This is a genomic window from Cytobacillus oceanisediminis 2691, assembly GCF_000294775.2.
GTDB classification, from domain to species: Bacteria; Bacillota; Bacilli; order Bacillales; family Cytobacillaceae; genus Cytobacillus; species Cytobacillus pseudoceanisediminis.
Window position 1 is genome coordinate 2,809,617 of record NZ_CP015506.1, and the last position, 25,680, is coordinate 2,835,296.

28 protein-coding genes are annotated in these 25,680 nt (G+C 42.4%); 4 read left to right on the plus strand and 24 right to left on the minus strand.

What is annotated here, in order from left to right:
* Window positions 1–108: 108 nt before the first annotated feature.
* The 18 genes from A361_RS14230 to A361_RS30515 all read right to left on the minus strand — a co-directional run bounded on the left by A361_RS14230 (window position 109) and on the right by A361_RS30515 (window position 17,598).
* Window positions 109–1,698: an ABC1 kinase family protein gene (locus tag A361_RS14230; protein ID WP_236887881.1), complete on the minus strand. Its 1,590-nt coding sequence runs from the start codon at window positions 1,696–1,698 to the stop codon at window positions 109–111.
* Between the two features lie 148 nt (window positions 1,699–1,846).
* Window positions 1,847–2,611 (minus strand): alpha/beta hydrolase, encoded by a 765-nt coding sequence (locus A361_RS14235; RefSeq protein WP_019381327.1) that lies wholly within the window; start codon window positions 2,609–2,611, stop codon window positions 1,847–1,849.
* 109 nt (window positions 2,612–2,720) lie between these two features.
* Window positions 2,721–3,281, minus strand: coding sequence for a hypothetical protein (locus A361_RS14240; RefSeq protein ID WP_019381326.1), 561 nt, complete (start codon window positions 3,279–3,281; stop codon window positions 2,721–2,723).
* Entirely contained in the window at window positions 3,278–3,604 is a 327-nt protein-coding gene (locus tag A361_RS14245; RefSeq protein ID WP_019381325.1) for a hypothetical protein, read from the minus strand. Before A361_RS14245 ends, A361_RS14240 begins: the two co-directional genes overlap by 4 nt.
* 100 nt (window positions 3,605–3,704) lie before the next feature.
* Complete coding sequence (locus tag A361_RS14250) at window positions 3,705–4,667, minus strand: VOC family protein (RefSeq protein WP_019381324.1); 963 nt, start codon at window positions 4,665–4,667, stop codon at window positions 3,705–3,707.
* A gap of 31 nt (window positions 4,668–4,698) precedes the next feature.
* Window positions 4,699–5,484, minus strand: coding sequence for a 3-(cis-5,6-dihydroxycyclohexa-1,3-dien-1-yl)propanoate dehydrogenase (locus tag A361_RS14255; RefSeq protein WP_009334287.1), 786 nt, complete (start codon window positions 5,482–5,484; stop codon window positions 4,699–4,701).
* A 15-nt stretch (window positions 5,485–5,499) separates the two neighbouring features.
* The gene (locus A361_RS14260) at window positions 5,500–6,009 is read right to left on the minus strand and encodes an aromatic-ring-hydroxylating dioxygenase subunit beta (RefSeq protein ID WP_019381323.1); all 510 of its coding nucleotides are present in this window, start codon (window positions 6,007–6,009) and stop codon (window positions 5,500–5,502) included.
* 37 nt (window positions 6,010–6,046) lie between these two features.
* Window positions 6,047–7,354, minus strand: coding sequence for an aromatic ring-hydroxylating dioxygenase subunit alpha (locus tag A361_RS14265; RefSeq protein WP_019381322.1), 1,308 nt, complete (start codon window positions 7,352–7,354; stop codon window positions 6,047–6,049).
* A 92-nt stretch (window positions 7,355–7,446) separates the two neighbouring features.
* Window positions 7,447–8,229, minus strand: coding sequence for an aspartate dehydrogenase (gene nadX, locus A361_RS14270; RefSeq protein ID WP_019381320.1), 783 nt, complete (start codon window positions 8,227–8,229; stop codon window positions 7,447–7,449).
* Window positions 8,230–8,241: 12 nt separating this feature from the next.
* Window positions 8,242–9,687, minus strand: coding sequence for an aldehyde dehydrogenase family protein (locus A361_RS14275; protein WP_019381319.1), 1,446 nt, complete (start codon window positions 9,685–9,687; stop codon window positions 8,242–8,244).
* 14 nt (window positions 9,688–9,701) lie between these two features.
* Entirely contained in the window at window positions 9,702–11,423 is a 1,722-nt protein-coding gene (locus A361_RS14280) for a thiamine pyrophosphate-binding protein (RefSeq protein WP_019381318.1), read from the minus strand.
* Window positions 11,424–11,450: 27 nt separating this feature from the next.
* Window positions 11,451–12,242 (minus strand): SDR family oxidoreductase, encoded by a 792-nt coding sequence (locus A361_RS14285; protein ID WP_019381317.1) that lies wholly within the window; start codon window positions 12,240–12,242, stop codon window positions 11,451–11,453.
* A 23-nt stretch (window positions 12,243–12,265) separates the two neighbouring features.
* A complete protein-coding gene (locus A361_RS14290; protein WP_019381316.1) occupies window positions 12,266–13,180 on the minus strand; it encodes a VOC family protein in 915 nt (304 codons plus the stop codon).
* Window positions 13,181–13,333: 153 nt separating this feature from the next.
* The gene (locus A361_RS14295) at window positions 13,334–13,870 is read right to left on the minus strand and encodes a cupin domain-containing protein (RefSeq protein ID WP_019381315.1); all 537 of its coding nucleotides are present in this window, start codon (window positions 13,868–13,870) and stop codon (window positions 13,334–13,336) included.
* Window positions 13,871–14,017: 147 nt separating this feature from the next.
* On the minus strand, window positions 14,018–15,295 hold the full coding sequence (locus A361_RS14300) for an MFS transporter (RefSeq protein WP_019381314.1): 1,278 nt from the start codon (window positions 15,293–15,295) through the stop codon (window positions 14,018–14,020).
* A gap of 288 nt (window positions 15,296–15,583) precedes the next feature.
* Entirely contained in the window at window positions 15,584–16,366 is a 783-nt protein-coding gene (locus A361_RS14305; protein ID WP_009334277.1) for an IclR family transcriptional regulator, read from the minus strand.
* Window positions 16,367–16,442: 76 nt separating this feature from the next.
* Complete coding sequence (locus tag A361_RS14310) at window positions 16,443–17,261, minus strand: alpha/beta fold hydrolase (protein WP_009334276.1); 819 nt, start codon at window positions 17,259–17,261, stop codon at window positions 16,443–16,445.
* Between the two features lie 196 nt (window positions 17,262–17,457).
* Window positions 17,458–17,598 (minus strand): hypothetical protein, encoded by a 141-nt coding sequence (locus A361_RS30515; RefSeq protein ID WP_019381313.1) that lies wholly within the window; start codon window positions 17,596–17,598, stop codon window positions 17,458–17,460.
* A 236-nt stretch (window positions 17,599–17,834) separates the two neighbouring features.
* Between A361_RS30515 and A361_RS14315 the strand changes: the two genes are divergently transcribed.
* From A361_RS14315 to A361_RS14325, 3 genes are read left to right on the plus strand one after another with little or no spacing between them, the layout of a single operon-like run.
* Window positions 17,835–18,398, plus strand: coding sequence for a biotin transporter BioY (locus tag A361_RS14315; protein ID WP_019381312.1), 564 nt, complete (start codon window positions 17,835–17,837; stop codon window positions 18,396–18,398).
* A 34-nt stretch (window positions 18,399–18,432) separates the two neighbouring features.
* Window positions 18,433–19,884, plus strand: coding sequence for an AMP-binding protein (locus A361_RS14320; RefSeq protein WP_019381311.1), 1,452 nt, complete (start codon window positions 18,433–18,435; stop codon window positions 19,882–19,884).
* A complete protein-coding gene (locus tag A361_RS14325) occupies window positions 19,880–20,971 on the plus strand; it encodes an acetyl-CoA C-acyltransferase (protein WP_026041672.1) in 1,092 nt (363 codons plus the stop codon). The genes A361_RS14320 and A361_RS14325 overlap by 5 nt, the downstream gene beginning before the upstream one ends.
* 164 nt (window positions 20,972–21,135) lie before the next feature.
* Here A361_RS14325 and A361_RS14330 read toward each other — a convergent pair whose 3' ends face one another.
* The 5 genes from A361_RS14330 to A361_RS14350 all read right to left on the minus strand — a co-directional run bounded on the left by A361_RS14330 (window position 21,136) and on the right by A361_RS14350 (window position 24,161).
* A complete protein-coding gene (locus A361_RS14330) occupies window positions 21,136–21,723 on the minus strand; it encodes a DUF6944 family repetitive protein (protein WP_009334272.1) in 588 nt (195 codons plus the stop codon).
* Window positions 21,724–21,735: 12 nt separating this feature from the next.
* Window positions 21,736–22,380: a DUF6944 family repetitive protein gene (locus A361_RS14335; protein ID WP_019381309.1), complete on the minus strand. Its 645-nt coding sequence runs from the start codon at window positions 22,378–22,380 to the stop codon at window positions 21,736–21,738.
* A gap of 215 nt (window positions 22,381–22,595) precedes the next feature.
* Entirely contained in the window at window positions 22,596–23,153 is a 558-nt protein-coding gene (locus A361_RS14340; protein WP_019381308.1) for a GNAT family N-acetyltransferase, read from the minus strand.
* A 119-nt stretch (window positions 23,154–23,272) separates the two neighbouring features.
* The gene (locus A361_RS14345; RefSeq protein WP_019381307.1) at window positions 23,273–23,692 is read right to left on the minus strand and encodes a hypothetical protein; all 420 of its coding nucleotides are present in this window, start codon (window positions 23,690–23,692) and stop codon (window positions 23,273–23,275) included.
* 43 nt (window positions 23,693–23,735) lie between these two features.
* Window positions 23,736–24,161: a VOC family protein gene (locus tag A361_RS14350; RefSeq protein ID WP_019381306.1), complete on the minus strand. Its 426-nt coding sequence runs from the start codon at window positions 24,159–24,161 to the stop codon at window positions 23,736–23,738.
* A 194-nt stretch (window positions 24,162–24,355) separates the two neighbouring features.
* On the opposite strand from A361_RS14350, the gene A361_RS14355 reads away from it, so the two are divergent.
* Entirely contained in the window at window positions 24,356–24,580 is a 225-nt protein-coding gene (locus tag A361_RS14355) for a hypothetical protein (protein WP_009334268.1), read from the plus strand.
* A 32-nt stretch (window positions 24,581–24,612) separates the two neighbouring features.
* On the opposite strand, the gene A361_RS14360 is transcribed toward A361_RS14355, so the two are convergent.
* Entirely contained in the window at window positions 24,613–25,617 is a 1,005-nt protein-coding gene (locus tag A361_RS14360) for a LysM peptidoglycan-binding domain-containing protein (protein WP_082919379.1), read from the minus strand.
* Window positions 25,618–25,680: the final 63 nt, after the last annotated feature.

Sequence of the window (25,680 nt, forward strand, 5' to 3'; positions counted from 1 at the left end):
GAGTACTCTCCTTTTCCGAATAATTGTTTACCTAACTAATTATTTTATCATAATCTGGCGGGTTATATATCAAAATAGTAAAAAAGAGCCAAAACTCGGCTCTTTTGATTATCTCCGTTTTTCCGGCATATATTTCAGCCATTTTCCCAGCCTCCAACTGTTTACTCCAAACCCTGCAAGCGCAATGGCTGCGATGCCTGCGGATAATTGCATGATCAGCATTTCTTCTAAATAAATGCCAAAGCCAGACCCAGTTAAACCTAGCATGAATAGCTGAAAAAGCTGTTTTTTTCGATTTTCATAGATCGTAAACTGAAAATCCCTTCTTTGCCCGGCCTCTTTCATTTTTTCCAATTTACGCGGTGTTTCCAGGAATTCCACTGCTGAATGAAAAATTTTAAAGAGCGGCTGGGATTGAATAATGCTCCAAATGAATGACCATTTATTCCCCTGTGAGCTTAACCACTCTGTAAAAACTGGTTTGCCAAGGTCAAGAAGATCATCTTCTGGTGCCAGATGGCGAACAATCCCTTCTATTGTCATAAATGACCTGCCCAGAAAAACAAAGCGGGTTGGCACCTGGATCGGAAGAGCAGCAATCATATCATTTAGTTCAAGCTTAAGAGCCACTAGATCCATATCTTTTACCTGAGAAAGGTCAAATGCCATCCATTCTGACAGCAGCTTCTCCATTGTTCCCGCATTAGCTTCCGGCAGCAAAAATCCCAGCTGTGACAGACATTCGACTGCTTTACTGTAGTTTTTAGCGAGAATGGATTCAATTAAATTCTGAAAAGAGACTGCATCTTTTTTTGAAATTTCCCCGGCCATGCCGAAATCAAGAAGAATGATCCTCCCCTCCCTTGTAAACAGCACATTTCCTGGATGGGGATCGGCATGAAACATCCCAGGTTCCAGCCATTGCGGCAGGAAGATCTTCATCAAACGGCGTGCCAGATCGTGACGGGATATCTCAAGCTTTTCAACCGCTGCTGAATCATTGAGTCTTTTTCCCTCCACCCATTCCATGACAAGCACTTTTGAAGTGCAAAGCTCCTGATGCACGCGGGGAATTTTAACCAACTCATTATCTTTAAATCGCTCCTTAAAATAAAGCAGGGTATCCTTTTCCTTTGTAAAGTCAAGCTCCCGCTCAATAACCTGCTTTAGCTCCTGAAATAGGACCTTTAAATTAAGGAATCCCTTAGGAATAGGGACAAACCGATCAGCAAACCAGACAAGAATACTTAGGGTCCGGAAGTCGGTATGTACGATGGATTGAATATCAGGACGCTGTACTTTAATGGCGACAATTGAGCCGTCCTGGAGAGCGCCTTTATATACCTCCCCAATCGATGCTGATGCAATGGCTTCTTTTTCAATCGCCACCACCTTTTTAGAGAGCTCGCTCCCCCACTCTTCGTTTAAAATCCTCTGGATTTCACTCCATTCCGATGGCGGTACCTTATCGGTCAGGTCTTGCAGCTCCTGGATGAAAGCTTTTGGAAGCAAATCAGAACGAATGCTGATGAACTGACCAATCTTAATCAGCAGCCCTTCCAATTCAAAAAGTGTTGTCCGGAATCTTTTCCCGATGCCAGACCATAATTTTTCCCATTCTGCTTCTGATTTGCGGGTCCATTTATACCAGTAAATTTGAAATATAATGCGAAGTGCCATAGAAAGCAATTTGTACATACGGAGCAATTTACTTCTCGCCTTCATTTCCATCATCTTCTTCCCTAGAAAAATATACTGTCTTATTCTGTATTACAGGCTGAATACCCTTTTCTTTTTATACGGTATCATGTTTAAAAGGTTTCATGACATAAAAAACAGCCCGTCCTTACACAAAGGACAAGCTGCCTGCTTGATTCTGCTGAATATACTGATGAGTTATGTTAACAATCTTTTCTTTATCATTGTCCATGGATGCCACATGATAGGAGTTATAGAGCGATATAGCTTTCTTTTTCACGGAGCCAATCTTCTCCAAAATAAAATCTGTACACTCTGCAGGCACCACATGATCTTCTACCGACTTAAAGCCTAATACAGGTGTTTTAATGGAAGGTAATAAGTCTGGTGTTCTTTCCATGATTTTCTGCAATTCGAAGATGGAGGGAACCGGAACTTTCCCGTACGTAATTTCCTCTACATCCTCTTTTTTAATATCTGGTGCACCTTCATCAAGGTATCTGGGATTTGTTTTCCCCTTTAAATATTCATAACATGGAACCCGGAGAGCGGCATTTATTAACACAATACCTGCAATTTCGGGATATTTATTTGCCAGCCAAAGGGTCAATGCACCACCCATTGATTGACCTGCAGCATAAACAGATGTGCATCTGTCTTTTAGAAATTGATACCCCTTTTCTGCTTCAGCAAACCAATCCTCATGAGAGGTTTTTTCCATATCTTTATAATGTGTGCCGTGGCCTTTAAGCCTTGGAGCAAAGACGGTATAGCCAAGCTTGGCAAATGACTCCCCCAAAAACCGTACACTCTGGGGAGTTCCAAGAAAACCATGTGTGATCAGAATCCCGATCTCATTGCCTTCATAGTAGAATGATTCTGCACCGTCAAAAACAGGATAACGTTCATTCATAATCTATTCCTCCCTCAGAATTAATTACTCACATTATATAACCAACTATTCCGACCTGTCAACTTGTATTTAAGAAGAAAAAAGACCGCTCTAAACATATATGGAGCGGTTAGACTAAAGAAAGTATTAACACAAAGATAAGGATGGCGTAACAAGCACCAAAGATAATAGCCCTTACATTAGAGTTACGTGTGTACCCTGTGAAGTTTGCAGGTGATTGAGCAACATCCACCTTCCTGCTGTGAATGACCATACTGATATTGGTCATGATTAGAATCGCAATTGTAAGAAAAAATAAAAACATCGGCTCTATTTTCAGAATTTCCCCGGAATCAGAATGGAAGTAAGCATTGATAAATAGTATGCTGCTAAAAAGCAATGTCCAAATACTCCCCACAATCCGCTGCTTACTCCATTCATTGCCCATCTTTTCTTTTTCATAGATGGCAATTTGTTCGATAACAGGAAGAATAGATTTAGTGGAATTACGTTTTGCCCATCCTAAAATTGATTGAATCAGAGTTACCGTGCCAAGGAAAATAAACATTTGCGAAAAAGTAATATCTATTAATATTTGTAAAATGTAAGTCGCACTTAAGAAGAATAGGAGGGTGCCATTTAAGAGCAGGAGCTGCCTGACTCTCAGTTTCTTAATTTCAGAACTGGTCACGATCCCGCCTCCCTATGTCTCATGAAATAAATAATGGGGCTCACGGTTCCCAGGATGACAATCACAAGGAACATCCAAAATCCGCTTCCTCCTCCCATCCCTAACTCATCGGCAAGAATGGCTCCAAAAAATAGTACCTGGCCAGATATAATGATTGAAATGAGGGCAACCGCCATAACCGTAAATCCGTTCAAGAAACCCTGCAAGGCTTTAGGAAGCCAAACAAGAACGAATAGAACCACAGTAATTAATAGGAAACTAGAAATCACTGGCCTCAATAATGTAAAGGTTCCATCTGTTACAAAAGATTGGTAAGTGTACATAAATCCCCCTAATAATTTCTAGAATAGTATTATTTTACAATTAAACAGGAGGTGATGCCACCCTAAAAAAAACGGCTGCACTTTTATGTGCAGCCGTTTTTTAATATCTCTCAAGTAATTCAATAATCACTTTGAATGTTGAGGTTGTGTCCATATAAGCATATTTGCCTTTCCCATTAAAAAAGTTGCCAGTTTGTATGACAGGATATCCCATTTCTTCCAGCAATCTGATTTTTTCATTCAGGTTATCGACAACGAACGAAATATGATGGACACCTTCCCCGTATTTCTCCAGATGTTCCTGCCAAGTACTTGGTGAATCACCTGGTTCGATTAATTCAATTTGAATGAAAGGTGTATTGATAAACATATATCTTGATTTACCTTCTGTTGGCCGGCCTCTGAAAATGACCTGCGTCATTTCACTTGGACCTGATTGTATAATGGGTGGCTTATCGGCACCGAGAAGCTTACAGTAAGCTTCTGCAGCCAAATCCAGATTTTTTACCACGATTGCCAGCTGCTCGACTTTATTTGTTCCAAGCAAGGGGCATAGTGAATCAGGGGGAGCTGCAGTATTTCTTGCCTCAGAGCTTTCCAGGAGTTCAACCAATATCTTGCAGTCTCTCAAGGTATCAGCATAAACATATCTGCCTTCACTTGATGTAAATTCTCCACTTTGCAGTTGTGAGTACCCGCTCTCTTCAAAAAGCGGCATTCGTTCACTGATGGATTCCACATCAAAGGCAATATGGTGTATGCCCTCTCCAGCCCGATCCAAAAACTCCCGCATCGTGCCTGGTTCTTCATTTGGTTCAATAAGTTCAAATTGAACAGTTGGTGTATTTAGAAATGCTAATTTACTTCTTGATGCAGTAGGGTTTCCACGGTAAATTACCTGTGATACTTCCTGATCACCTGTTAAAAACCACTCGGGCTTCGGAACTCCCAGTAAACTTGAAAAAGCCTCACAAGCCTCATCAATATCCTGAACAACAAAAGCCAGCTGGTTTATTTCCTGATTTCCAGCTAATGGCGCTTTAGTAGTTTTGCTTTCTGCCATAAAAAAAATCCTCCTAAATGACGCTTCTCCTTTAAGATAATCCCCGTACAGCAAGTCCTCCATCACTGGAAATCACTTCGCCTGTAATGGCTCGGGATTGATCAGAAGCAAGCAGCAGATACGCTCCAACATGGTCTTCGCTGGTCATAGCTATGCGGAGGGGATTTCGGGATTTAATGCTTTTTGCTTTCGTATCCGGATCGACTGCTGTCACAAACGGCTTAAGCGGGCCTATGACATTGAGTGCCGTCAATGTGCCGCCTGGTGCCACCGCGTTTACTCTGATGTCCGGGGCTAATTCAAAGGCAAGCTGGCGCATTAAGCCGATTTGCGCGTGCTTGCTTGCTGTATACCAGACTCCGCCCCCGTCTGGGTAAAAGCCGGCTCCGGAAACCGTGAAAATCATATTTCCATTTGTTTTTTTCAATTCTTCCGCAGAAGCTTTTGCACCATTAAAATAGCCTTTAACATTAATAGTAAATAACAGGTCATAGGCATCTGACATGGCCTCTGGTGTTACTTCACTAAATTTGGCAAATCCGTCAAATACGCCGGCATTGGCCACGAACACATCGAGTTTTCCCGCCGCTTCCACAGCAGCTCGAACGGCGTTAATGTGATCCCCGTATTCAGTGACGTCCCCTTCCATGCATAGAACACGATCCCCGTATTCCTGTTTCAATTGCTCGAGGCCAGCTGCTGATTTATCCAGTACAGTTACAAAGGCTCCTTCCTGTATAAAAGTCTCTGTAACAGCCTTGCCAATGCCAGAGGCGCCCCCGGTCAAATAGACTGATTTTCCGCTTAGCTGTGCCATACTGAATGTTCCTCCTTAAACAAAAATAGCGAGATTTCTGGTATTGAGTGTTGTTTGATCGACAATGAAAACCCTCTTTGATAATTTCCAGATGCCATCTTCATATGTAAATTCATCACGGCGCTCTCCTGAGATCAGGTCATGATGAATGTCTGTACTCCGGCTGCGATAGATTAGAAGATAACTATTTACAGATGCTTTTTCATTCGGGACATAGTCTGCCAGTTTTACATTGCTTACAAAGCGGCGGGTGCGGGAAGGAGGAATTTCCGCCCAAGCATAGTCCGTTTTTAACCGTTCGACTCTCAGGCTCAGCAAATCTATATCATCATTAAAAGAAAACATATCTTCCGCATAATCCGGCCTTTCGGTGCCTTCCTTATTGACACGTACAGGCATTTGATAAATCAGGGATGGATGCATAAGGCTGAACCAGCCATCAAAATCAATATGATCAAGCAGCTCAGCTTCTCTGTAGAGCCATTGTTCAAATTCATAGGTTGCGAGCATTTTCTCTAAACTCATTCCGTATTCCCCCATTTCAGGCATCGTTCCAGTTTACTTAAGCGTTTATGAGATCAAGCCAGTAGCGATAGAAATTCCTTTGATTTGCTTCAGAAAACTTATCATCGTAGACAACACCCGGACCGGTGAAATCGCTGACCGGTTCCCGGTGCATGCCCATCGTATAATTGTAAACAAGTTCTTTCATAACAGGCATTGGCCCTGATGCGGCAGCGGTGATGTCAGTAAAAACTTCTGTATCATCCTGCTCAAAAATGCCTGAAGGGCTGAACGTTAAAATGAAAGAATCCCTTGAACGTTTCTTCCAGTCCTCTGCAGCATTTTTCTCTACCAGGAACCAGGCAATCACTTCCATTTTATCTGGCCCAATTGGCCTCCACATCCGAACGGTTGTATTCGAAATCAGCTGTCCTTTTACCTTTGTATGTGAAATGAGGAAGCTCAGGTTTGGAAAGATGTTTCCGATCATATTTTTCAAATTGGCCAGCACATCATATTGTTCATCTGTTAAATTGGATTTATATTCAGATTTTAGCTCTTCAGGGAATGCGAAGTCAGGATTAGGAGTACCCAGATTTAAACCATGCCCGTTCATAGTGTGGATTTGGTATCCCTTTTTGGAATATGTCGCACTGGGCACCATGCCCAATTTTGCAATGGATCCATGAGTGACCATTGTGTGGTAGGAATCGCCGACAAAGTTATCTGCTCCTACCTTCCAGTTTGAATGGATGATAAACCTTTGCGGAGGGCCGACGACTTCCATTTCAGCACGTCCGGCTAAAATATCCAAATACCATTTGAAATCGCCGAGGAAATCTGATAGAGACTCAGCTTCTTCATTCCAGGTTCCAAAAACAAGGCCTTTATATGATTCAATCCTTATTTTGTGGAGTCCCAGTTTGGACTTATCCAGGTCAGCACCATAAATATCCTTCTGCAGAGGTACTCCAATAAGATCACCATTGTTTTTAAAATTAAATCCATGATAAGGACATACAAATGAAGATTTATTTCCTTTGTCAGCACGGCATAATTTCATCCCCCGGTGTGTGCACATATTGTAAAAACCGCGGATTTCATTCTCTGAATCTCTTGTAATAATAATGGAGTAGCCTGCTAAATCTCTTAACATATAATCATTTTTATTCGGGATTTCTGATTCATGGCCAATAAAAAGCCAGGTTTTCATAAACACCTTTTTATGCTCAATATCGTAAATCTTAGGATCTGCGAGGATAAAGGCAGGAATGGATCCAGCCTCAGGCTGGACTGTTTCGTTCAAGTAGCCGATCGTTTCTTTTTGGGTCATTTCTTCTAAATTCTTAGTTGTCGTTTTAATCATATGTAAATTCCCCCTTCGTCTTAAAATAAGCTTCTCCAAGGAGCGAGGAAAAGAATGAAATATTCTCTTCCTGCTGTTGCACCAGTTTACATCTATCCAACCCGGATCATCTCATCCCTATTCTTCAATGAAGCCAGGATGCTTAGAGCTGCCAGGTAGCTTGTCTTTGGATTATTAGGCATCGGGTCATTTTCGACTTGAAGCGATAGCTTTCCGAAAGAACCTGCTGCCTCAATCGTATGGCTATTTTTCCTTGCTGCTGGATCGGATATGATTTTAACTCCGGTATTCTCGGCACCTAATCCCGCGAGAGACAAGATAATGGAAACATTGATATTCCTTGGGAATATTCTAATGGCTTCGGCGGCAGAACCCTCAAAAAGCACCTTTTCCCCATTAAGCGGGGCACCAGGAAGTGCCTGAGGAGGCTTCCTGGTGATAATGGAGACAGAATCCAGCTCACCAATCGATTTGGCAGCTTTTAAAATATCCAGTCCGCCGATTGCCCCTGATGGCAAGTGGATTTTCGTATTATTTAAGATGCAGATTTCTTCAAGGCACTTATAAAATTCCCGGTCTGCCAATGCCCCAACACTGCTGACAACCAGATCTTTGCCTGAAAGCAAAATGGAAGCAGCATACTCTTCTACAGCTTCAACAGTTGCTGCTTCAATAACCAGGTCGGCATCGGATTTTAAAAGGGATTCCACGTCTTCAAAGATTTCCGCTTCAAATTCACGTGATAGTTCCTTTGCCTGTTCCTGGCAGCGAGTATGAAGGCCAATAATTTTCGCATTCGGTATTAAGCAGTCTATATTAATGCTTTGAAGCAGGAACCTGCCTATATTCCCGCCTCCTATTAAGGCTAATTTCATATCGGTATCCCCCTAATTGGCAAAACCATAGGAATCTGCAAAAAACTCCAGACCGCAATGCCGCGTTTCTCGTGAAAGTCCGCTTTCCTTTAGGCCCGGGAAGTCCAGATGGAGATCCTGAAAAACGGTATGATTATTATGGAAAACGGCGCCGGCCTCTAACCGGTCTGCAAATTCAAATGCTTTGGCTTCATCTTCTGTCCAAACAGAAGCCCTTAAACCAAATTCACTGTCATTTGCCAGGCTGATGACTTCCTCATCCTCTTTAAATGGAAGGATCGGAATGACAGGTCCAAACTGTTCAGCACGAACAATTTCACTTTTCTGATCCACACCGGTGATGATTGCAGGCAGTATGTAATAGCCTTTATCCCAGGACTCTGGATCAAGCTGAATCCCTCCTGTGATGACGGTAGCTCCGGATTTTCTGGCACGTTCGATCAGCCCATTCACATATTCGTACTGGGCCTTATTGTTCAAAGGCCCCATCTCGGCATCAGGCTGAATGCCATTTCCAACCTTAATATGCTGAAATTCTTTTCTAAGCTTTTCTACCAGCTCCCCGTATCGGGATTCATGGACATAGATCCTTTTGATGGCTGAGCACACCTGGCCTGCTGCCCTAAGAACTCCGAAACGCAGTCGCTTAATAGCGCTTTCATCCAGATTGGCATCTTCGAGAATAATAGCCGCATCATTTCCGCCAAGCTCCATGTAGACATTTTTCACCGTGCCTGAAGCAGCTCGCATGATTTCTTTCCCAGTCTCGGTACTGCCGACAAATGCAATGGTTCGGATTCGCGGATCTGAGCAAAGCTTATTGCCGATCAGCCCTCCTGAACCAGTTACAACATTAATGACTCCATCAGGGAAATAAGAAGCCACTGTCTTGAGGAATGACATGATTGTTAGCGGACAGCTTGTCGCCGGCTTTACAACGACTGTGTTTCCGGCAAGAACAGCTGGGATCACCCGCTTAAACGTAAGGATCATTGGTGAGTTCCATGGAGAGATCACTGCCGTTACCCCACGGGGACGCTTTCGGATTTGGACCTTCTGGGAACCGGGAATGGATTCAGGCTTCCACCATTCCAAAAGCTCTTCGGCAGCTTCCTTCATAATATCGACACAGCGCAGAAGGTCTTTTTTCGCTTCCACCAGCACTTTTCCATTTTCTCGGATCAGCAAAGTGGCGTTCTCTTCGACACTTGCTTTAATCTCGTCGGCAGCGAGCTTCATCCGGTTTGCCCGGTCCTCAATCTCACTTTTCGACCAGGTTTCAAAAGCCTTTGCTGCAGCAGAAATGGCCAATTCAACCTGTTCTTCTGTACACAAGGCAACTTCGCCCACAACTTCCTGATGATCAGCCGGATTAAGAACATGGGCTGTATTTTCTGTCTGGATCCACTCTCCAGCTATTAAATATTTTCCTGAAACAAATGGATACGTCGAAATCATCCCAAATCACTCCCTTACAACTTTTTCGGTTTGAACGCTTCCGCCGCGCCAGGAGGCCCACCAAATGGTTTCGCCATTGGCCCGACTGCTTCCATATCCACTACGATCATGGATGGTTTTCTCTTGTCCATTGCCTTCTCCAGCTCGGATGCGAATTCTTCCGGAGAACCGATTTTTGCAGATGCAAATCCCATGGACTGAGCCAGCAAAACGAAATCGGGGCTAACTAAATCGACCGCAACCTGCCGTCCATAGGCGGCATCCTGAATATTTCGGAGAACACCATATCCTGCATCATCAAACAGGATGACGATTATCGGAAGGCTTTCCTGTACTGCAGTTGCCATTTCACCGACATTGACCATGAAGCCGCCATCTCCAGCTAATAAAACAACTTGTCTATCCTTACATCCCATTTGTGCTCCGATTGCAGTCGGCAAGCCTTGCCCAATTCCTCCGCCTGAAGCATGTATGGATGTACGCGGCTGATATATTTCAAATAATCGGCTGCCCCAGACATTTGCCTGTACCGTAACGTCACGCACCAATACAGTATCCCGCGGGAGCAATTTACGCATAGCATCAGCAATTTTTTCATATGGTCCAAGTGTTGCTCTCAACTGAAGACGCAGTTCTTTCCTTACTGATAGCACTTCTTCCAAATAATCTTTGGAAGGTGATAATGATTCCTTAGCCAATTCTTCATTTACTTTTCTCAATATAAGCTTAGCATCACCTGCCAGCCCAATGGCCGCGGCATAATTTCTGTTCATTGCCTGGAGATCAGCATCAATGCTGATATGATTTTCTGGAATTTCTATTTTCCAGTTGGAGGTTTCATTCCCTCTAAATCTGACTCCAATGCTGATCAGGAGATCCGATTTTTTCACTAAATCTTTTGTTAATTCAAATGATGCAAAGTGGCCAATACATTGAGGATGATCCTCCGGAATGCTGCCCTTTCCTGATTGGCTCGTAATAACGGCTGCCCCGATCCTTTCCGCAAGCTCCTGCAATTCTTTGGAAGCCCCGGAGCTAATGACGCCCCCACCTGCCCAAATGACCGGGCGGCGGGCCTGGCTGACTTTGGTTATCGCCTCTTTTGGAAGATACGATATTGAGCTGTTTTCCTGTACTGAAACATACACTTCTTCCAATGAATAATCCGGTATAATTGCAGATTGGAAATCGATTGGAATTTCTACTGAAACAGGTCCTGAAGGTACAGCAGCAGCTTCCTTAATGGCTTGCCTGATAACCGCAGCTGCCTGTTCAGGCCTTCTTAGCCGCATAGCTTTTTTGCATGAACCCTCCATAATAGACAGCTGGTCTTTACACTCGTGAATATAGCCTCTTCCAGTTCCCAAATAGGGGGATGCAACCTCACCTGTTAAATGCAGGAGCGGAACCCCCGCTGCCCATGACTCAATCAGTGAACCAGCAGCGTTTCCTGCACCAGTTCCCGTACTCGTGATGACCACTCCCAATTTTCCTGTCGCACGGGCATAACCATCTGCCATATTTGCCGCACCGCTCTCCCCGCGGGAGCATACCAGATGAATTCTTCCATCACGGAGGATGGCATCATAAATCGGCATATTATGAATGCTTACAATCCCAAATGCCACCTCAACACCAGCACGGACGAGTTCCTTCACAACTGCATCTGCTGCAGTAAATTCCATTTGCTCACTTGCTTTTACCGGTGCAATTTCCAATTGTTCCTGTTGGCTCATCATAATCATTCCTGCCTTTGCTTAATATTAAAGCGCTTTCCCCAGCGCTCCAGCTGTCTCAATGGTTGATCCTGAAACATAACTTGCCTGCTTTGAGGCTAAAAAGAGAATGACACTGGCTACTTCTTCTGCTTCTCCAACCCTGCCCAGCGGAATCTCCCGCTTTACTGCAAGATCTTTGTAATATTCCTCGGCATCCATATCAGGTGCATTTTTCAATCGTCTGCGTTCCCACTGGTCAGTACGGATTAATCCAAGACTTACGGAGTTGACCAGGATATTGTCTGATGCAAGCTCTTGGGAAAGCGTTTTACTTAAGTTTAAAAGACCTGCCCTTGTTGCGGCCGTAGCAACCATATGTCTTTCAGGTTCCTTTGCAAGCGTCGCATTAATATTGATGATCCTTCCGCCTCCGCGCCTCACTAAATATGGATGGACAGCACGTACCGCATGGATAATGGCAAAATATTTTAACTGAATCTGTTCCTGCCATTGCTCATCTGTAATATCGAAGAAATACCCCATAACACTTTGTCCGGCGGCATTAACTAAAATATCAATTCCTTCAAGCCGGGATGCTGCTGAATCGACAAAACGATTAACATCCTCTTTATTTGTTACATCACAAGTGGCGGCAAAGATTGATTCCCGTGGCCCGAAATGCAATAAATGGTCAAATGCTTTATCCTTCCTCTCTGCATTTCTGCCGCATACCGCAACTTTTGCACCTTCCTGAAGGAACATTTCTGCTGTTTTGAGGCCTACTCCCGAAGTCCCGCCCATTATGACTGCTGTTTTTCCTTTTAAACCAAAGTCCATAACGATACCCCTTTCAAATAGCTTTAGGTTAATGCATTCACGTTAACCCAACCTGGATCAGGCTTTCCGCCCATGGCTGCACGTGCTTCAGGTTTTGGAGGTCCGGCTATTCCCCATTGATCCATCAGGTGTGGAACCCTTTTCCATACTCGAGCCACCCATTCTTCCTCATCTTCAATGGTTTCTAAATAACACGTGTATTCCATGACAAATTTGGCAGGATCCTGAAAGTAACAGAAGATGTTATTTCCCGGTCCATGGCGTCCAGGCCCCCAAAGCTCCTGATAACCTGCTTTTCTGACGTTTGAAATCCCCCGCATGACTTCATCCACCGTGTCTACCTCATAGGCAATATGATTGACAGATGCATGCCGGTCCTGATTGAAGGCAAGTGAGTGATGCTTCCTGTTGCAGCGAAGGAAAGACATTTGGTGTTCGCTCCAATCAGTTACCTTAAATCCTAAAATATTAGTATAAAAATCTGTAATCATATCCAGGTCTGCCGTATTCATGACAACATGATTCAGCTTCACCGGATCCACATTCTTCTTATTCCAGATAGTCGTGTGCATTTCCACCCATGCTGAAAGTTCAATGCAGCGGTTTTCCGGATCAGCAAAGCGAAGTCCGTACCCTTTACCTTCTTCATCTAAATAGCCCGGCGGTGAAATAACCGGGATACCCTTGGAAGCCAGAATCTCCGCTGCCCTGTCAACGGCGTTCTTATCAACCATTCCAAATGCAATATGGTGAAGCCCCGCTTTTTCTCCCCGCTTCAAATTTAAAATATGATTCTCTGAACCAGCACCCCTGAAATAGACAGAATCCCCATCCTCGGATACCTTATCAAGTCCCCAAATCTTCTCGTAAAACTCAGCCTGCTCCTCAAGAACTGGAGTAATGAGACTAATGTGCCTCAAGTGAGTAATACCTAACATCCTATGCACCTCCAAAATAATAGATTTACAATCCTCCGATCATTGGCTGCCGAGGAAACATTTTTTGTTAAAGGAACCGGGATGACCCGGCAGAGTTAAATTTAGCGGACCATCCCGGTTATATTCATTAGAGTGCCAGTTTGCCAGAAACTATTATTTTCCGTTGATGATAGCTTCTCTTTCTTTCGCACGCTGAATGCGCAGCTCTTCAAGAGCACTCCCTTTCGGATATGTAGGAAGATTTGGTTTTACTGCTCCAAGCATAACCAGCATTAATGCTTCTTCATCGCCATCATTATGAATGCCGCGGTACACTCCCGGAGGAGAACTGATGCAGTCACGCTCATTCAGACGAATTTCATGTACTTCATCCTTGCCTACTTCCTGGATAAGAGCCTTTACACTCCCTTTAAGAATAAAGAATACTTCTTCCACATCATCGTGAAGATGAAGAGGTCCAACACATCCAGCTGGAAGCACCATCGTGCTGAGTGTGAAATGTTCCGCTGCGATTACATTTGAATCATTATTCGCTGTAGCGCCGCGGCCAATATATCTCATTTGCGCCCTCTTGTACTTTGGATCAATTTCTTCTTGAAATTTAAGAACATTCCAGTCCAGTGATCGATCTTGCAGCCTTGCTACATATTTTTTTTCGAAAGCTTGCACATCAAATTTTTCAGCTGACATATAATATCACTCCTAAATCTTTATTATGTTTTATATACAAAACAATGTTTTACTTACAGATTAATAATAAATCCCAATATTTAATATGTCAATTAAAAATATTGAGAAAAATTAAATTATTAAAACCTTGTTTCAAATATGAAACTATCATACGATTACTTTTCTATTTGGAGGAATCTGCTCAATTCGAAGTTCAGCTGCCTCTTTTTTGATTGTAAATATATAAGCGATGAAGCCTAAGCTTGCTGCAATGATAAGCATAACAATCGATGGGCCAAAGTCCCCGCCTGCAAGGTCTCTCATCCATCCCATGATATAGCTTGAAAAACCGCCTAAAATATTAGTGAATCCCATAAGACCGGCAGCGCGCCCTGCTGTTTCCGGGGTTGAAAATTTTACGATAAATAAATTGCTTAAATGGAACACCCCGCCTTGAGTTCCCATTGCGAGTCCCATACAAATACCAGCCAGAACCGGATGTGGTGCAAAAATAGCTGCTGTTAAGAAGACTGCCGTTAAACTGAATAGAATCGTGGCCAGCAAGCTTGGACGTCTTGTTTTGTCAGCCAAAAATCCGCAGGATAAGACAAAGCCCAGAGCAAACAGCCAGGATAATGAGGTAATCCCCGTCATTGCTTCTCTTGAGAAACTTTTCGCCTCAACGAGATAAGTAGGCAGCCAAATGCTGATTCCGAAAAACAAAAACGATGACATTAACATGCCAAACCAAACGATCCAATAGCGGTAGTCCTGTGCAAAGCTTTTCTTTGGTTTTTCAGTGCCATCAGACTTGCGGATATACGCAAGCTCTTCCTTATCAATTGCATAATGTTCTTCAGGAGTATCCCGAGTAAGGAACCAAAACATTGGAATAACAAAAAACAGATTAAAAGCAGCGAGGAAGAAAAACGCAGCTTCCCAATGAAAGGTTGCAAGCACTAAAGTCAATATAACAGCACCACAGGCAGGTCCGAAATAATTGCCCGCGAGCCAGGTAGATTGTGCCCGGCCAAGTTCCCGCTGGTTAAACCAATTTGAAATGAATTTTCCGCAGACCGGAATCATCATCCCTTCACCGAATCCAAGAATTACCCTGCTGATTAAAAACATCTCATAGGAAGTTGCCAAACCGCCTGCAATCATGGTCGCAGTCCAAATGAACAGCCCGAATACTGCCGTTTTCCGCGGACCTGCTTTATCAATAACAAAGCCCCAGAATATATTTGAAACGGCGTAAGAGATAGTAAAGATAAATGTTATTAAGCCAATTTTGGCATTTTTGTCTGCCCCTGTAAGCCCCAGATCACTCAGGAAGCCAGGATCCGTTTGAATAACCGAGATTCCCAGTTTATCAATTTGTCCAAAAAACCAGAAAAAGAATATAGGCACAGCAATATAGAGCCATCTTTTGTTCCCTTTCAGCATTTGTGATCCCCTTTCAAGAAACATATTCATTTTTTGTAATCGCTTTCAATTACTTTTCAAATATTATACTTCATAAGAAAATATTTTTTGGGTGGTATTTTTTTCCCTCCTTTCAGCCATATTATGTTTTACATACAAAACAATGTTTACCACTTATCAATAGTGTAAAGTTTTTCGAAAATTGAGTCAATGAAAAATTATAATTTGTTTCATTTACTAAAAAAAGTTTTATATACTAAACAAAAAAAGCTTGCAGCAGCTGCAAGCTTTTAACCACTCTTTCTATTCTTATAAATGATATCCCATATATCCTGATAACTTTTTTGAAATCTCAAGCACTTTAGGCAGCGCTACTTGTTCAATAAACTCATCATGGAATGTTGTCTCTGTTGCTACAACATTAATAGCCGCCATAATGCTGCCGGTTTTATCAAATATGGGCGCCGCTACTGATTGAATCCCATGGTGAAGCTCTCCTTTTGTAATGGAGTATCCATTTCTCCTGATTATTTCAATTTCATTTTGAAAATCAGCCAGGGATGTTTTTGTCCGATCCGTATACGGTTTTAATTCGGATCCATAAAAAAGCTGTTTCAGCTTTTCCTGCGGCTGATAGGCAAGCAGCAATTTACCATTTGCTGTTGCATGAGCTGGAAGCCTCAGTCCGATATTGACATTAATAGCAGATACCCCTCTGACAGGAGCACTGCCAACATACACCACTTCATTCCCATCCAGAATAGATAAATGGCAGGAAGCCCCTGTTTCATCTCTTAATGTTTCCAAATATGGCTGGGCAATTTCCGGAAGTTTTAACGTACTTAAGTAGGAAAAGCCCAATTCTAATACCTGGGGCGTTAAACTATATCTCTTTGAGTTTTCGTCCTGGTCAAGATAACCAAGCGATTGGAGAGTATACAATAATCGATACGGGACTGTTCGGCTAACATTCAATTCTTTTGCAATTTCAACCAGTGACAGAGTTGGACGCTCCTCATTAAAGAGCTTTAAGATTTCCAGCCCCCGTACCAGAGCATTGGCATTATACCGCTCTTTCTCCTCTTTTGCCATGCAAGTCACCCCCTGTTTACATTTTTACTAACATATTAACAAAACCAGGAGAGAAATAGGAAATATTTCTCTATGGTTACCTTTCAGCTAATTCTTCTTTTTTGTATGCTCCCTGCAGGAAATTCAAAATAAGGGCATTAAAATAGTCCGCATTCTCCTGATAGCATAAATGCCCTGTTTTCGGAATGGTTTTCAGAATTGAATTAGGGATATACTGATGGAAAATTTCAGATTCGCTTACAGGAGTCACCTTATCCAATGCCCCGCAAATAACAAGGACAGGAACAGGAATGGAAGGCAAAATATCCATTTGATTTAAATTTGAAAGTGAAAAGGCCACAGAGCGATAGCCCATCGGCCTCACCTGGGACATGATGCGTTCTGCTTCCTTCTTTACTTCAGGATCCGGGTTTGGCGCAAGAAGTTCTTTTACCCTTAATTGAGCCAACTCCTTTGGATCCAATGTGTCAATATTATGTAAGCGGTTCTTCAGCTTTCTTTCGTTTTCTTCTTGACTCTGCCCCGCGGCACCGCGAGTGGCATCGGCTATGATCAGCCTGGTCACCATATCAGGATAACGGCTGCAGAAATCAAGAGCAATGGCTGAACCCATTGAATGGCCTAAAAGATTAACAGTTTTATAATGCAAACCGTCAATAAAGCCCTTTAAAACATCAGCAAATTGGCTGAACTGTGTAAATTCCTCCCTTGGATCAGAGCTCTTGCCATAGCCGGGCGCATCCCAGGCAATAACAGTAAATTCCTTACTTAACCCTTCCAGCTGCTTTTTCCAGGATTGTGAATTGTTTCCCAGCCCATGAAGAATAACAAGCGGCTCACCATTTCCTTCAACTTCATAATGAATCGTTAAATCATTCACTTCAATAAATGGCATTGTATAACCTCCACACATGTTTGTTTTGTAAGTAAAACAATGTTTCGGTTACCCCTATCATAAATCATATTCTGGAATAGTCAACTGAATAGTCAAAAAATATCTTGTCCTTTATATCATAGCCCCAGTCTCTTAAGCAACAATAAAAACCCGATCATTTAAGAACGGGTTTTTATTTCTGTAACTGGGCTTCTAATTATTGACCTTGTGCACCATTTGATGTAACTCTGCGTATGTGGTCCTCTTCGAAGTTGTTTTTTCTCGCATCTTGCACTTTATTGTCCAATAATGCCTTTTGGTCAACTTGTTCAGATGGTGTATTGGTTTTCTTGGACACGTTAAATACCCCCTATAAAATATTTTGATACCCGCTTAGTTTGATTTATTTTAGAAAAAATAAACATGAATATTTAATGGCTGCATCTGCTCAGTACATATATACTAGTAAACTTACAGCATTAAACCAACTTGTATCCTCATGATTGTAAACTTCGTTTTTTTTAGGTTGACAAACATTTGTGTTAACCATAAAATGAAACCAGTTAACCTATTAATTTGAATTGGAGAGGTATTATGAAAGTTAAAGAGATGACTTATGTGGCTTTATTTGCAGCAGTAATGGGAGCACTTGGTCTTGTTCCTCCAATCATGCTATCTTTTACACCCGTTCCGATAACCTTGCAGACACTCGGTGTCCTTTTGGCCGGCGGTATTTTAGGCGCCAGACTTGGCGGAATCAGCATGGCAGTGTTTTTACTCCTGGTTGCTGCAGGTGCACCATTATTATCAGGAGGCCGCGGCGGCATTGGTGTATTCTTCGGGCCTAGTGCAGGGTATTTGATTTCCTATCCACTTACAGCATTTTTTATCGGGTATTTACTCTCACGCTTCAAAACGTTAAAATTAAAGAATATCCTGCTCATAAACCTGACTGTCGGCATATTCCTCATCTATCTTTTGGGAATTCCGGTACAGGCCTTTATGATGAATATTCCTTTGTCTGATGCGATTAAATTAAGCTTGGTTTATATTCCGGGAGATGTGTTAAAAGCGACGCTCGCTTCTTTCCTGGTATTCCGGCTGCTTAAGCATCCGATTATAAATAAGCAATTTTCTAAATCTCTGGAGACACTATAAGGTGTCTCCTTTTCCATAAGGAGAGGACAACCCGTTGACGAATATTACAGCAAATATTAAAAAACTCGCCGAAGAATCTCCAAATAAAGCAGCAATCATCTCGAAAAGCCAAACTTTAAGCTATAAAGAATGGAGCTCTTATCTCTGCAAAACTGCTAACTGGCTTCACTCTTTATCTGTAACCAATAAAACTGCAGCAATCCTGCTGCCAAATGGAATTCCTTTTCTGCAATTATTCACAGGTGCCTCCATGGCTGGATGGACAGCTGTACCTTTCGACTTAAAATGGAAAGCCGAAGAACTTAAGCAGCGGATTGAAATATCCAACCCTTCTATCGTGATCACAGGTAAAGAATACTATGATCAGATTGCCAGCCTGCACCCTTTCGTGCATATCTGGGAGGATGCCATGGAGGAAATCTGCGGTCAAAGCACTTCGTTTCACATCGATTCAGAAAGGAACCGCCCATTTTATATGGGATTTACTTCAGGCACGACCGGCATCCCAAAAGCATTTATCCGCTCCCATAGATCCTGGGCAGCAAGCTTCAAGGTGAACCATCACGATTTTAAGATGAATGAGAAGGATCACGTCCTGATTCCCGGGGCACTTATCCACTCTCATTTTTTGTATGGCGCGGTAAGTACGCTTTGTACGGGCGGAACGGTTCATCTCCTCGAGAAATTCAGTGCAGCCCAGGTTCTCTCATGTATCGAGGAGCAGCCCATCAGCACACTTTATACAGTTCCGACCATGGTTTCAGCTATTTTAAGAGAAAAAAGAATCATAGAGAAGCCTATAAAAATCTTTTCCTCAGGTGCGAAATGGGATGAAACTTCGAAGCTGGAAATCAGCAAAATATTCCCCCAGCTCTCCATGATCGAATTTTATGGAGCCAGTGAATTGAGCTATGTAACATTTCTTGCGGATGAGGATATAGCAGGATCAGTCGGAAAGCCCTGCCATGGTGTTGAAATCGAAATTAGAGGAACAGACGGCAGGAAACTCGCTCCTTATGAAATTGGCAAAATATTTGTCAGAAGCGAACTTATTTTCGATGGATACCTTTCAAATGAAACAATCCATTCCATACAGGATCAGGATGGATGGGCCACCGTTGATGATATGGGCTATGTTGATGATAAAGGATATTTATACATCAGCGGACGTGAAAAGAACATGATATTATATGGAGCTATTAATATCTTTCCTGAAGAAATTGAGAAAGTGATCAGTCTGCACCCGGATGTCGAGGAGGTTGCTGTGATAGGACTGGAAGATCAATATTGGGGGCAAATTGCAGCTGCAGTCATCAAAGGCAAAACAGATGCCCTTGAGTTAAAGCGCCTATGTAAAAAACATTTAGCCTCATATAAGGTTCCCCGCAGATGGATTTTCACTGAAGAAATGCCCTACACAGCCGGCGGAAAAATTGCCCGTGCCCAGCTGAAGGAATCTTTCGAAAGAAAGGTGATTAGCCATTAAGAAAGCAGTGATTGTGCAGGCAAAAAGAACACCTATTGGAAAAGTAAATGGGATGCTTAAGGACTATGAGCCCCATGAACTTGCTGCCCCGCTTCTGAATTATCTTGCTGAAGGAATGGAAGATAAAATTGATGATGTTATTTTGGGCAATGTCGTAGGACCTGGCGGGAATGTAGCCCGCTTGTCAGCATTAGAAGCAGGACTCCCTTTGTCTGTTCCGGGCTTAACCCTGGACAGGCAATGCAGTGCGGGTCTTGAAGCCATTCGATTGGCATGCTATTACATCCAGGGAGGTGCCGGGACTTGTTATATAGCGGGCGGTACCGAAAGTGCCAGCACCTCGCCCTTTTCCAAAAGGGCCCGCTTCTCCCCGGAAAAAATAGGAGACCCCGATATGGGTGCGGCAGCGGAAAATGTAGCCGAGAAATACAACATATCAAGGGAAAGTCAGGATACATATGCACAATTGAGCTATGAACGGAGCTGGGAAGCTTTCGAAAAGGGACTGCTGGCCGAAGAAATGATCCCAATTGGAAGACATCTGCATGATGAAGAGTTTTTTAGAAAAAGAAAAATGGAAACTCTTCTTAAACGTGCAAAGCCTATATTTAAAAAGGATGGCACTGTAACAGCAGCTAACAGCTGCGGAATCCATGATGGGGCAGCTGCTGTGCTGGTGATGGAGGAAGAAACAGCAATAAAAAACGGCTACAGGCCCATTCTGCGTTTTGCCGATAGTGCAGTAGCAGGTGTACATCCCAACTTTCCGGGATCTGCGCCTGTCCCAGCCATACAAGCTATCCTTGAAAGAAATTATTTAACAATTGACGATATTGATTTAATCGAAATTAATGAAGCATTTGCATCAAAAATAGCAGCATGCGCCAATGAGCTTTCCATTCCTTATGAAATACTGAATGTTAAAGGAGGTGCTCTAACAATCGGCCACCCTTATGGAGCTTCAGGAGCTGTGATGATTACAAAATTATTTTATGAAGTCCAAAGAAGACCTCCTTCCAAATATGTATTAGCTGCCATTGGAAGCGGAGGCGGCGTCGGTGCTGCCGTATTGTTTGAAGGGGTATGATAAAACTGTAAGCTTGCCTGGAGTAGTGTTATTCCAGGTTTTTTTGTATAATCACCGGAAATTGACACATTCGCACAAAGATAGCGACTGCTAGCATATTGATATTCGACATATATCAACTGATATCATCATGATAAACGTTTATTTTCTCTATTAATGTAAAATCATGCTGTTTCCTCAGCTGCCTTGATTATTACATAGGCGCCAAGAGAGGCACCAATGAATTCCAGCCATCCTCCTGCAGCCAGAAGCAGTCTTTTTTGGATACTCTCTTCATCTTCTATAAGAATTCCTATAGCGTCGAGGATGGCCGATACGGAAATTAATGAGTAGCCCAGAGTCTCGAGATTGCTGAGTATATTATTTTCCGAGTTTGCAACTCCCGCAGCTTCCAAAGCTGCCCCCATCGATTGAATGGTACTGCCCAGTGAATTAAAGCCTGCCACAGAAACTAATGGATTTTGTATTTCGATATTGTTTGCGGCAGTGTTGATGGAATTGCCGCTTGCCTGGGTAAAGCTCCCGATAATTCCATATAGATTTGCAGCTTCTTCATTTCCTTCAGCTGCACTTATCCTTCCAAATCCCTGCAGGCTATTGCCAACCGCCTGGACTCCGTTACCGTCCCGGATTAATTTTTTGTTCAAATTGTTTTCATCTGGCTTCATGGTTTCACCAATCGCAGAAATAAATGTGCCCGCAACCAAAAAATAAGCTCCGATTGTTAATAGCTCATCTCCTTCTAGATACATGATTACCCCTCTCTAAAGAAGTTCTTCATTTAGCCACACAGAAGTTTTTGAGTCAGGTTCATTGTTTTCTTCACTGCTATCAGAAGAAATCTCCTGATTTTCCTCCTGAAGCTGGCCGATTACTGATAAAACAGAGCCGACTGCCTGAATCCAGCTTCCAACGGCTATAATGTTATTTGCGCTTTCTCCCGAATCTCCCCGCTCTTTTTCCCTGAGATTTATCGTGCCTCCATATGCCTGAAGGGAGTTGCCAATTGATTGAAGCAAGTTTCCATAAATATTAAAAAGCTGTCCGGCTGCAGTGGGATCTTCAAATTCATCTCCAAGTGCTGCGGCGCCGCCAAGAGCCTGAAGCCAATTCCCTGCGATTACTAATTTATCCTCATTGTCTTCCTTTAAATCCAAAGTTAATCCGGCAATGACTATACTATTTCCGATTGCCTGTATCTCATTACCGACCTTTTCAAGTGATGGCCCGCTTTGCCCATCCGCCTGAAGAGCGTTACCTGTTCCTTGGAGGCTGTTTCCCACGATATCAAGCCCATCAAAAAGTTTTTCCATTTTTTTCGACTTTACGGGTATGGTTGAGACAGCTGAAATGATCGTTCCGATCGCAGCTAAAGTGGCTCCGACGATCTCTTTTAGTTGATTGTCCATAACATACTCCTTAGCTGACGTATGTTAAATTATATTCAATTCAAAAATAAGGGGTACGGAGTTGCGGAAATGACAGGAAGCAGTGCCGGGGTCCAAGTAAGTAAACTGGGATTTGATATCCAAGGAAACGTCGAGCCAAAGTGCTTCGTGCCGGCTCCTCCGTGTTTTATGCTTTAGCTCCTTCATGTTCTTTTCTTTCTTTAGAGGAAAATTATTCATCTTAGAGTATTATCATTAATCCTTCCCATTGCGATGGTGCTGTAATAGTTGCCATCAGACAGCTGCTTATCCATTTTTAATATTCCTTCTATTTCAAAGCCATTTTGCTCATACAGCTTTATCGCTTTCTCGTTTGTTTCAAGAACATTTAAAGTAATCTTCTTAATATGATTAGAGTCCGCCCATTGAATAGACTGTGCTAATAGGTTTTTTCCAATAGCAAAGCCCCAGAATTCCTTGAGAACACATACACCAAATTCAACTTTATGACCGCTTCTTTTCAGTTCGCTGCCTTCACATCTGGAGAAGCCGGCAATTTTTCCATTCACTTCAGCAACCAGGAATATATTCCGGCTACTCATGGAATCTTTATTAATTAACTCTTTAAAACCTGTTTCATCTATAAATGCTTCGCCTGCTTCCCGGTCCATATTCTCCGTTTCGCCATCAATCTGCACCCTTACTTTAGAAAGTTCCTTTGCATCTTCCTCGACAGCAGATCTAATAATGTAGTTCAGATTATTAACTATGTGTTCTTTTGATTTTATTATCATAAAAGTTCCCTCTCTCACTTGATAAATAATTCTATCATGAACTTGAGTATGCTAAAATTAAACAATTCCACAAAAAAGAGCCTATTCCTCCTCCATAAAGGAATGGCTCAAACAGACATTTATTTGTTGATAACAAGCAATGATTTTTCAAATACTTCAATCTTATCGATATCAAATTCATGAAGGTTAATACAGTCCTTGTATTCAGGTTCTTCCGATTCGTCACCAACCCAGCAGGTATACAGTTCACAATAATCCCCTGATGCAAGGTGCTGATCTAAAAAAGCACATAGCAATTTGAAAATTTGCTGCCCTTCTTCATGCCCTTTTGGATAGTCTTTTTTGTAGTATTTATTAAACCAAATGCTGCCGTGTTGAATAGAGGATACCTCGTAGATATATTTTGCTGACAGATGTTTATGTACCTCTGCCCTCATTTCTTCATCTGAGAAGAAATCACCTATTATGATCTCATCATCACTCTCAGAATCACTGACTGGCAGTAGAACATTACAGCCAAGATAATTAACGATGCTCATTTTCTAACTCCTATTATATGGAGTGGCTTCTATTTTTGCCGAATCAATGCTCGCCTTCAGTATAAATTTGAAAATTCACTCCGAATTTGTCGATAACGCTGCCATATGAAGGGCTGAAAAATGTTTCCTGAAGAGGCATCGTCACTTGCCCGCCCTGCTGCAGAGCTTCAAAGAATTTCTTCGATTTTTGAGAATCTGATGTAGAGAGGCAAATGGTCACCTGATTGCCTATTTGATGATTCTGGCCAGGGAATGTATCACTAAACATGATTTCATTCTCCCCAACCTTTACCGTTGCATGCATAATGCGGTTCTTTGCTTCATCAGGAAGTGGGTATTCAGGGTTTTCCGGCCCTTCCTCAAATGTTTGCTTATACAGAACTTCCGCTTCTAGCGCTTCTCTGTAAAATTCAATCGCTTCATTCGCATTTCCGTCCATCACTAAATAAGGAATTACTTTAACTGTCATTCTAATCAGCTCCCCTAATTTTTTCATTTTTCTTAACATTTATTACAAATTTAATTTTACAACAAAGAACATACGTTCGCAACTATTATTTGAAAAAATAAATATAATCGGTCTATTTTTATCACTAAGCCTATATTTTATAGGAAAGGTGCAATAACTTGTACCACATTCCATAGAAAAAAGGTGTGATGAGAATGTTTACGGTGTATTATCTTGATGGGAGAAATGTTTTATTAAATCAGCTTCGCAAAAGTGTCCCAAATCAAGGGGAAGAGGTTAAAATTAAAGGACGCAAAGGCAAAGTGACCAGCGTAACGGCAGTCGCGGAAAGTAAAATTCATGTGCAAGTAGAGCTCGAAAGTGTAAATAAAGCAAAGCTTGCAGCAGAAGATGATAAAAAGAAAAAGAAAAAACGATGAGAAAAACCCGCACCATCTGCGGGTTTTTCTCATTAGTGCAATGTTCCTCTGATTTCCTGCATTTTTTTCCGAACTAGTGGATATAAATTATTCTTAGCGCTTGCAGTAGAATTACCGCCAAAAAATTCAGTGCCGGGACACGTTTTCACTGCATGTCCATGACTGCTATCCAGCACCCGTTCTCCGGAGTTAATATCCCACCAATGATGATAGGTGATGCTGTCAATGGATGGCGCAAGGCCATATTTCAGCATCAGGAGAGCTGTGACTGTCACGATCGTTTCTTTTTGTTCAGCAGTCATATGATTATCATCAAAATTCCCGAGATTTTCAATCGCTATCGCATCCGCTTCGATCTTGTGCATAGCTTCTTTATTCTGCAGTCCGAATGATCCTTCCGGCGCTATATCGAACGGCCTTCCCACAGCCACCTTTCCATCCGGGAAAGTGGTCAGCTGCTGGCTGATCATACTCCACTTCATCCCGGTTACATGATACTCCTCCATACCCTTCATTAAAGCAAAATGATTTGAGCCATTGAACTGTTTGTAAGATGGCTGATAGGTATGATGCTGCTGAACTTTGGCCACTTTTCTCGTAAATTTCTGATTGAAAATCCAATCCCGGAATTCCTCTCTCGTCATGAGGACGAACTTTCCATCCATGGCTAATTTCTTAGGAAAAATTTTTAATTTTTGCCCTGCATTCAAGCCGTCGGCAGATAGCCCATTAGCTTCTTTAATAATCGGCACGGCGGAATCGAATTTTCCCGCCAGCTTCCAGAGTGTATCCCCGCGTGCCACTTTGTACATGATTGGAACACGGAGCTTTTGTCCTATTAAAAGTCTGTCTGACTGCAAGCCGTTATATTGCTTTAAGTCCCCTGCTGTTGATCCATATTTTTTTGCAATCATTGTCAGGGTATCCCCCTGCTTTACCTCATAAATATTGCGGGGATTGTTTTCGGCGTGTACAGATGTCCAATTAAATTGCCAGATTAATGAAAGACTGATGACTAGAAAAATGCATTTTTTCATTCTCGGTGTCCTTTCCATTGGTTTTTATTATTTTTATATAACTAAAGGAATTTATCCTTACTT

What these genes read in the sequence shown, in the direction of transcription:
- A361_RS14335 (WP_019381309.1), bottom strand. Translation starts at nt 22,380, where the DNA reads ATGGACAATCAACTAAAAGAGATCGTCGGAGCCACTTTAGCTGCGATC.
- A361_RS14290 (WP_019381316.1), bottom strand. Translation starts at nt 13,180, where the DNA reads ATGTTAGGTATTACTCACTTGAGGCACATTAGTCTCATTACTCCAGTT.
- A361_RS14315 (WP_019381312.1), top strand. Translation starts at nt 17,835, where the DNA reads ATGAAAGTTAAAGAGATGACTTATGTGGCTTTATTTGCAGCAGTAATG.
- A361_RS14330 (WP_009334272.1), bottom strand. Translation starts at nt 21,723, where the DNA reads ATGTATCTAGAAGGAGATGAGCTATTAACAATCGGAGCTTATTTTTTG.
- A361_RS14345 (WP_019381307.1), bottom strand. Translation starts at nt 23,692, where the DNA reads ATGAGCATCGTTAATTATCTTGGCTGTAATGTTCTACTGCCAGTCAGT.
- A361_RS14245 (WP_019381325.1), bottom strand. Translation starts at nt 3,604, where the DNA reads ATGTACACTTACCAATCTTTTGTAACAGATGGAACCTTTACATTATTG.
- A361_RS14285 (WP_019381317.1), bottom strand. Translation starts at nt 12,242, where the DNA reads ATGGACTTTGGTTTAAAAGGAAAAACAGCAGTCATAATGGGCGGGACT.
- A361_RS14300 (WP_019381314.1), bottom strand. Translation starts at nt 15,295, where the DNA reads ATGCTGAAAGGGAACAAAAGATGGCTCTATATTGCTGTGCCTATATTC.
- A361_RS14260 (WP_019381323.1), bottom strand. Translation starts at nt 6,009, where the DNA reads ATGAGTTTAGAGAAAATGCTCGCAACCTATGAATTTGAACAATGGCTC.
- A361_RS14250 (WP_019381324.1), bottom strand. Translation starts at nt 4,667, where the DNA reads ATGGCAGAAAGCAAAACTACTAAAGCGCCATTAGCTGGAAATCAGGAA.
- A361_RS14350 (WP_019381306.1), bottom strand. Translation starts at nt 24,161, where the DNA reads ATGACAGTTAAAGTAATTCCTTATTTAGTGATGGACGGAAATGCGAAT.
- nadX (WP_019381320.1), bottom strand. Translation starts at nt 8,229, where the DNA reads ATGAAATTAGCCTTAATAGGAGGCGGGAATATAGGCAGGTTCCTGCTT.
- A361_RS14310 (WP_009334276.1), bottom strand. Translation starts at nt 17,261, where the DNA reads ATGCCATTTATTGAAGTGAATGATTTAACGATTCATTATGAAGTTGAA.
- A361_RS14235 (WP_019381327.1), bottom strand. Translation starts at nt 2,611, where the DNA reads ATGAATGAACGTTATCCTGTTTTTGACGGTGCAGAATCATTCTACTAT.
- A361_RS14305 (WP_009334277.1), bottom strand. Translation starts at nt 16,366, where the DNA reads ATGGCAAAAGAGGAGAAAGAGCGGTATAATGCCAATGCTCTGGTACGG.
- A361_RS14230 (WP_236887881.1), bottom strand. Translation starts at nt 1,698, where the DNA reads ATGTACAAATTGCTTTCTATGGCACTTCGCATTATATTTCAAATTTAC.
- A361_RS14355 (WP_009334268.1), top strand. Translation starts at nt 24,356, where the DNA reads ATGTTTACGGTGTATTATCTTGATGGGAGAAATGTTTTATTAAATCAG.
- A361_RS14340 (WP_019381308.1), bottom strand. Translation starts at nt 23,153, where the DNA reads ATGATAATAAAATCAAAAGAACACATAGTTAATAATCTGAACTACATT.
- A361_RS14265 (WP_019381322.1), bottom strand. Translation starts at nt 7,354, where the DNA reads ATGATTAAAACGACAACTAAGAATTTAGAAGAAATGACCCAAAAAGAA.
- A361_RS14295 (WP_019381315.1), bottom strand. Translation starts at nt 13,870, where the DNA reads ATGTCAGCTGAAAAATTTGATGTGCAAGCTTTCGAAAAAAAATATGTA.
- A361_RS14275 (WP_019381319.1), bottom strand. Translation starts at nt 9,687, where the DNA reads ATGATTTCGACGTATCCATTTGTTTCAGGAAAATATTTAATAGCTGGA.
- A361_RS14280 (WP_019381318.1), bottom strand. Translation starts at nt 11,423, where the DNA reads ATGAGCCAACAGGAACAATTGGAAATTGCACCGGTAAAAGCAAGTGAG.
- A361_RS14255 (WP_009334287.1), bottom strand. Translation starts at nt 5,484, where the DNA reads ATGGCACAGCTAAGCGGAAAATCAGTCTATTTGACCGGGGGCGCCTCT.
- A361_RS14360 (WP_082919379.1), bottom strand. Translation starts at nt 25,617, where the DNA reads ATGAAAAAATGCATTTTTCTAGTCATCAGTCTTTCATTAATCTGGCAA.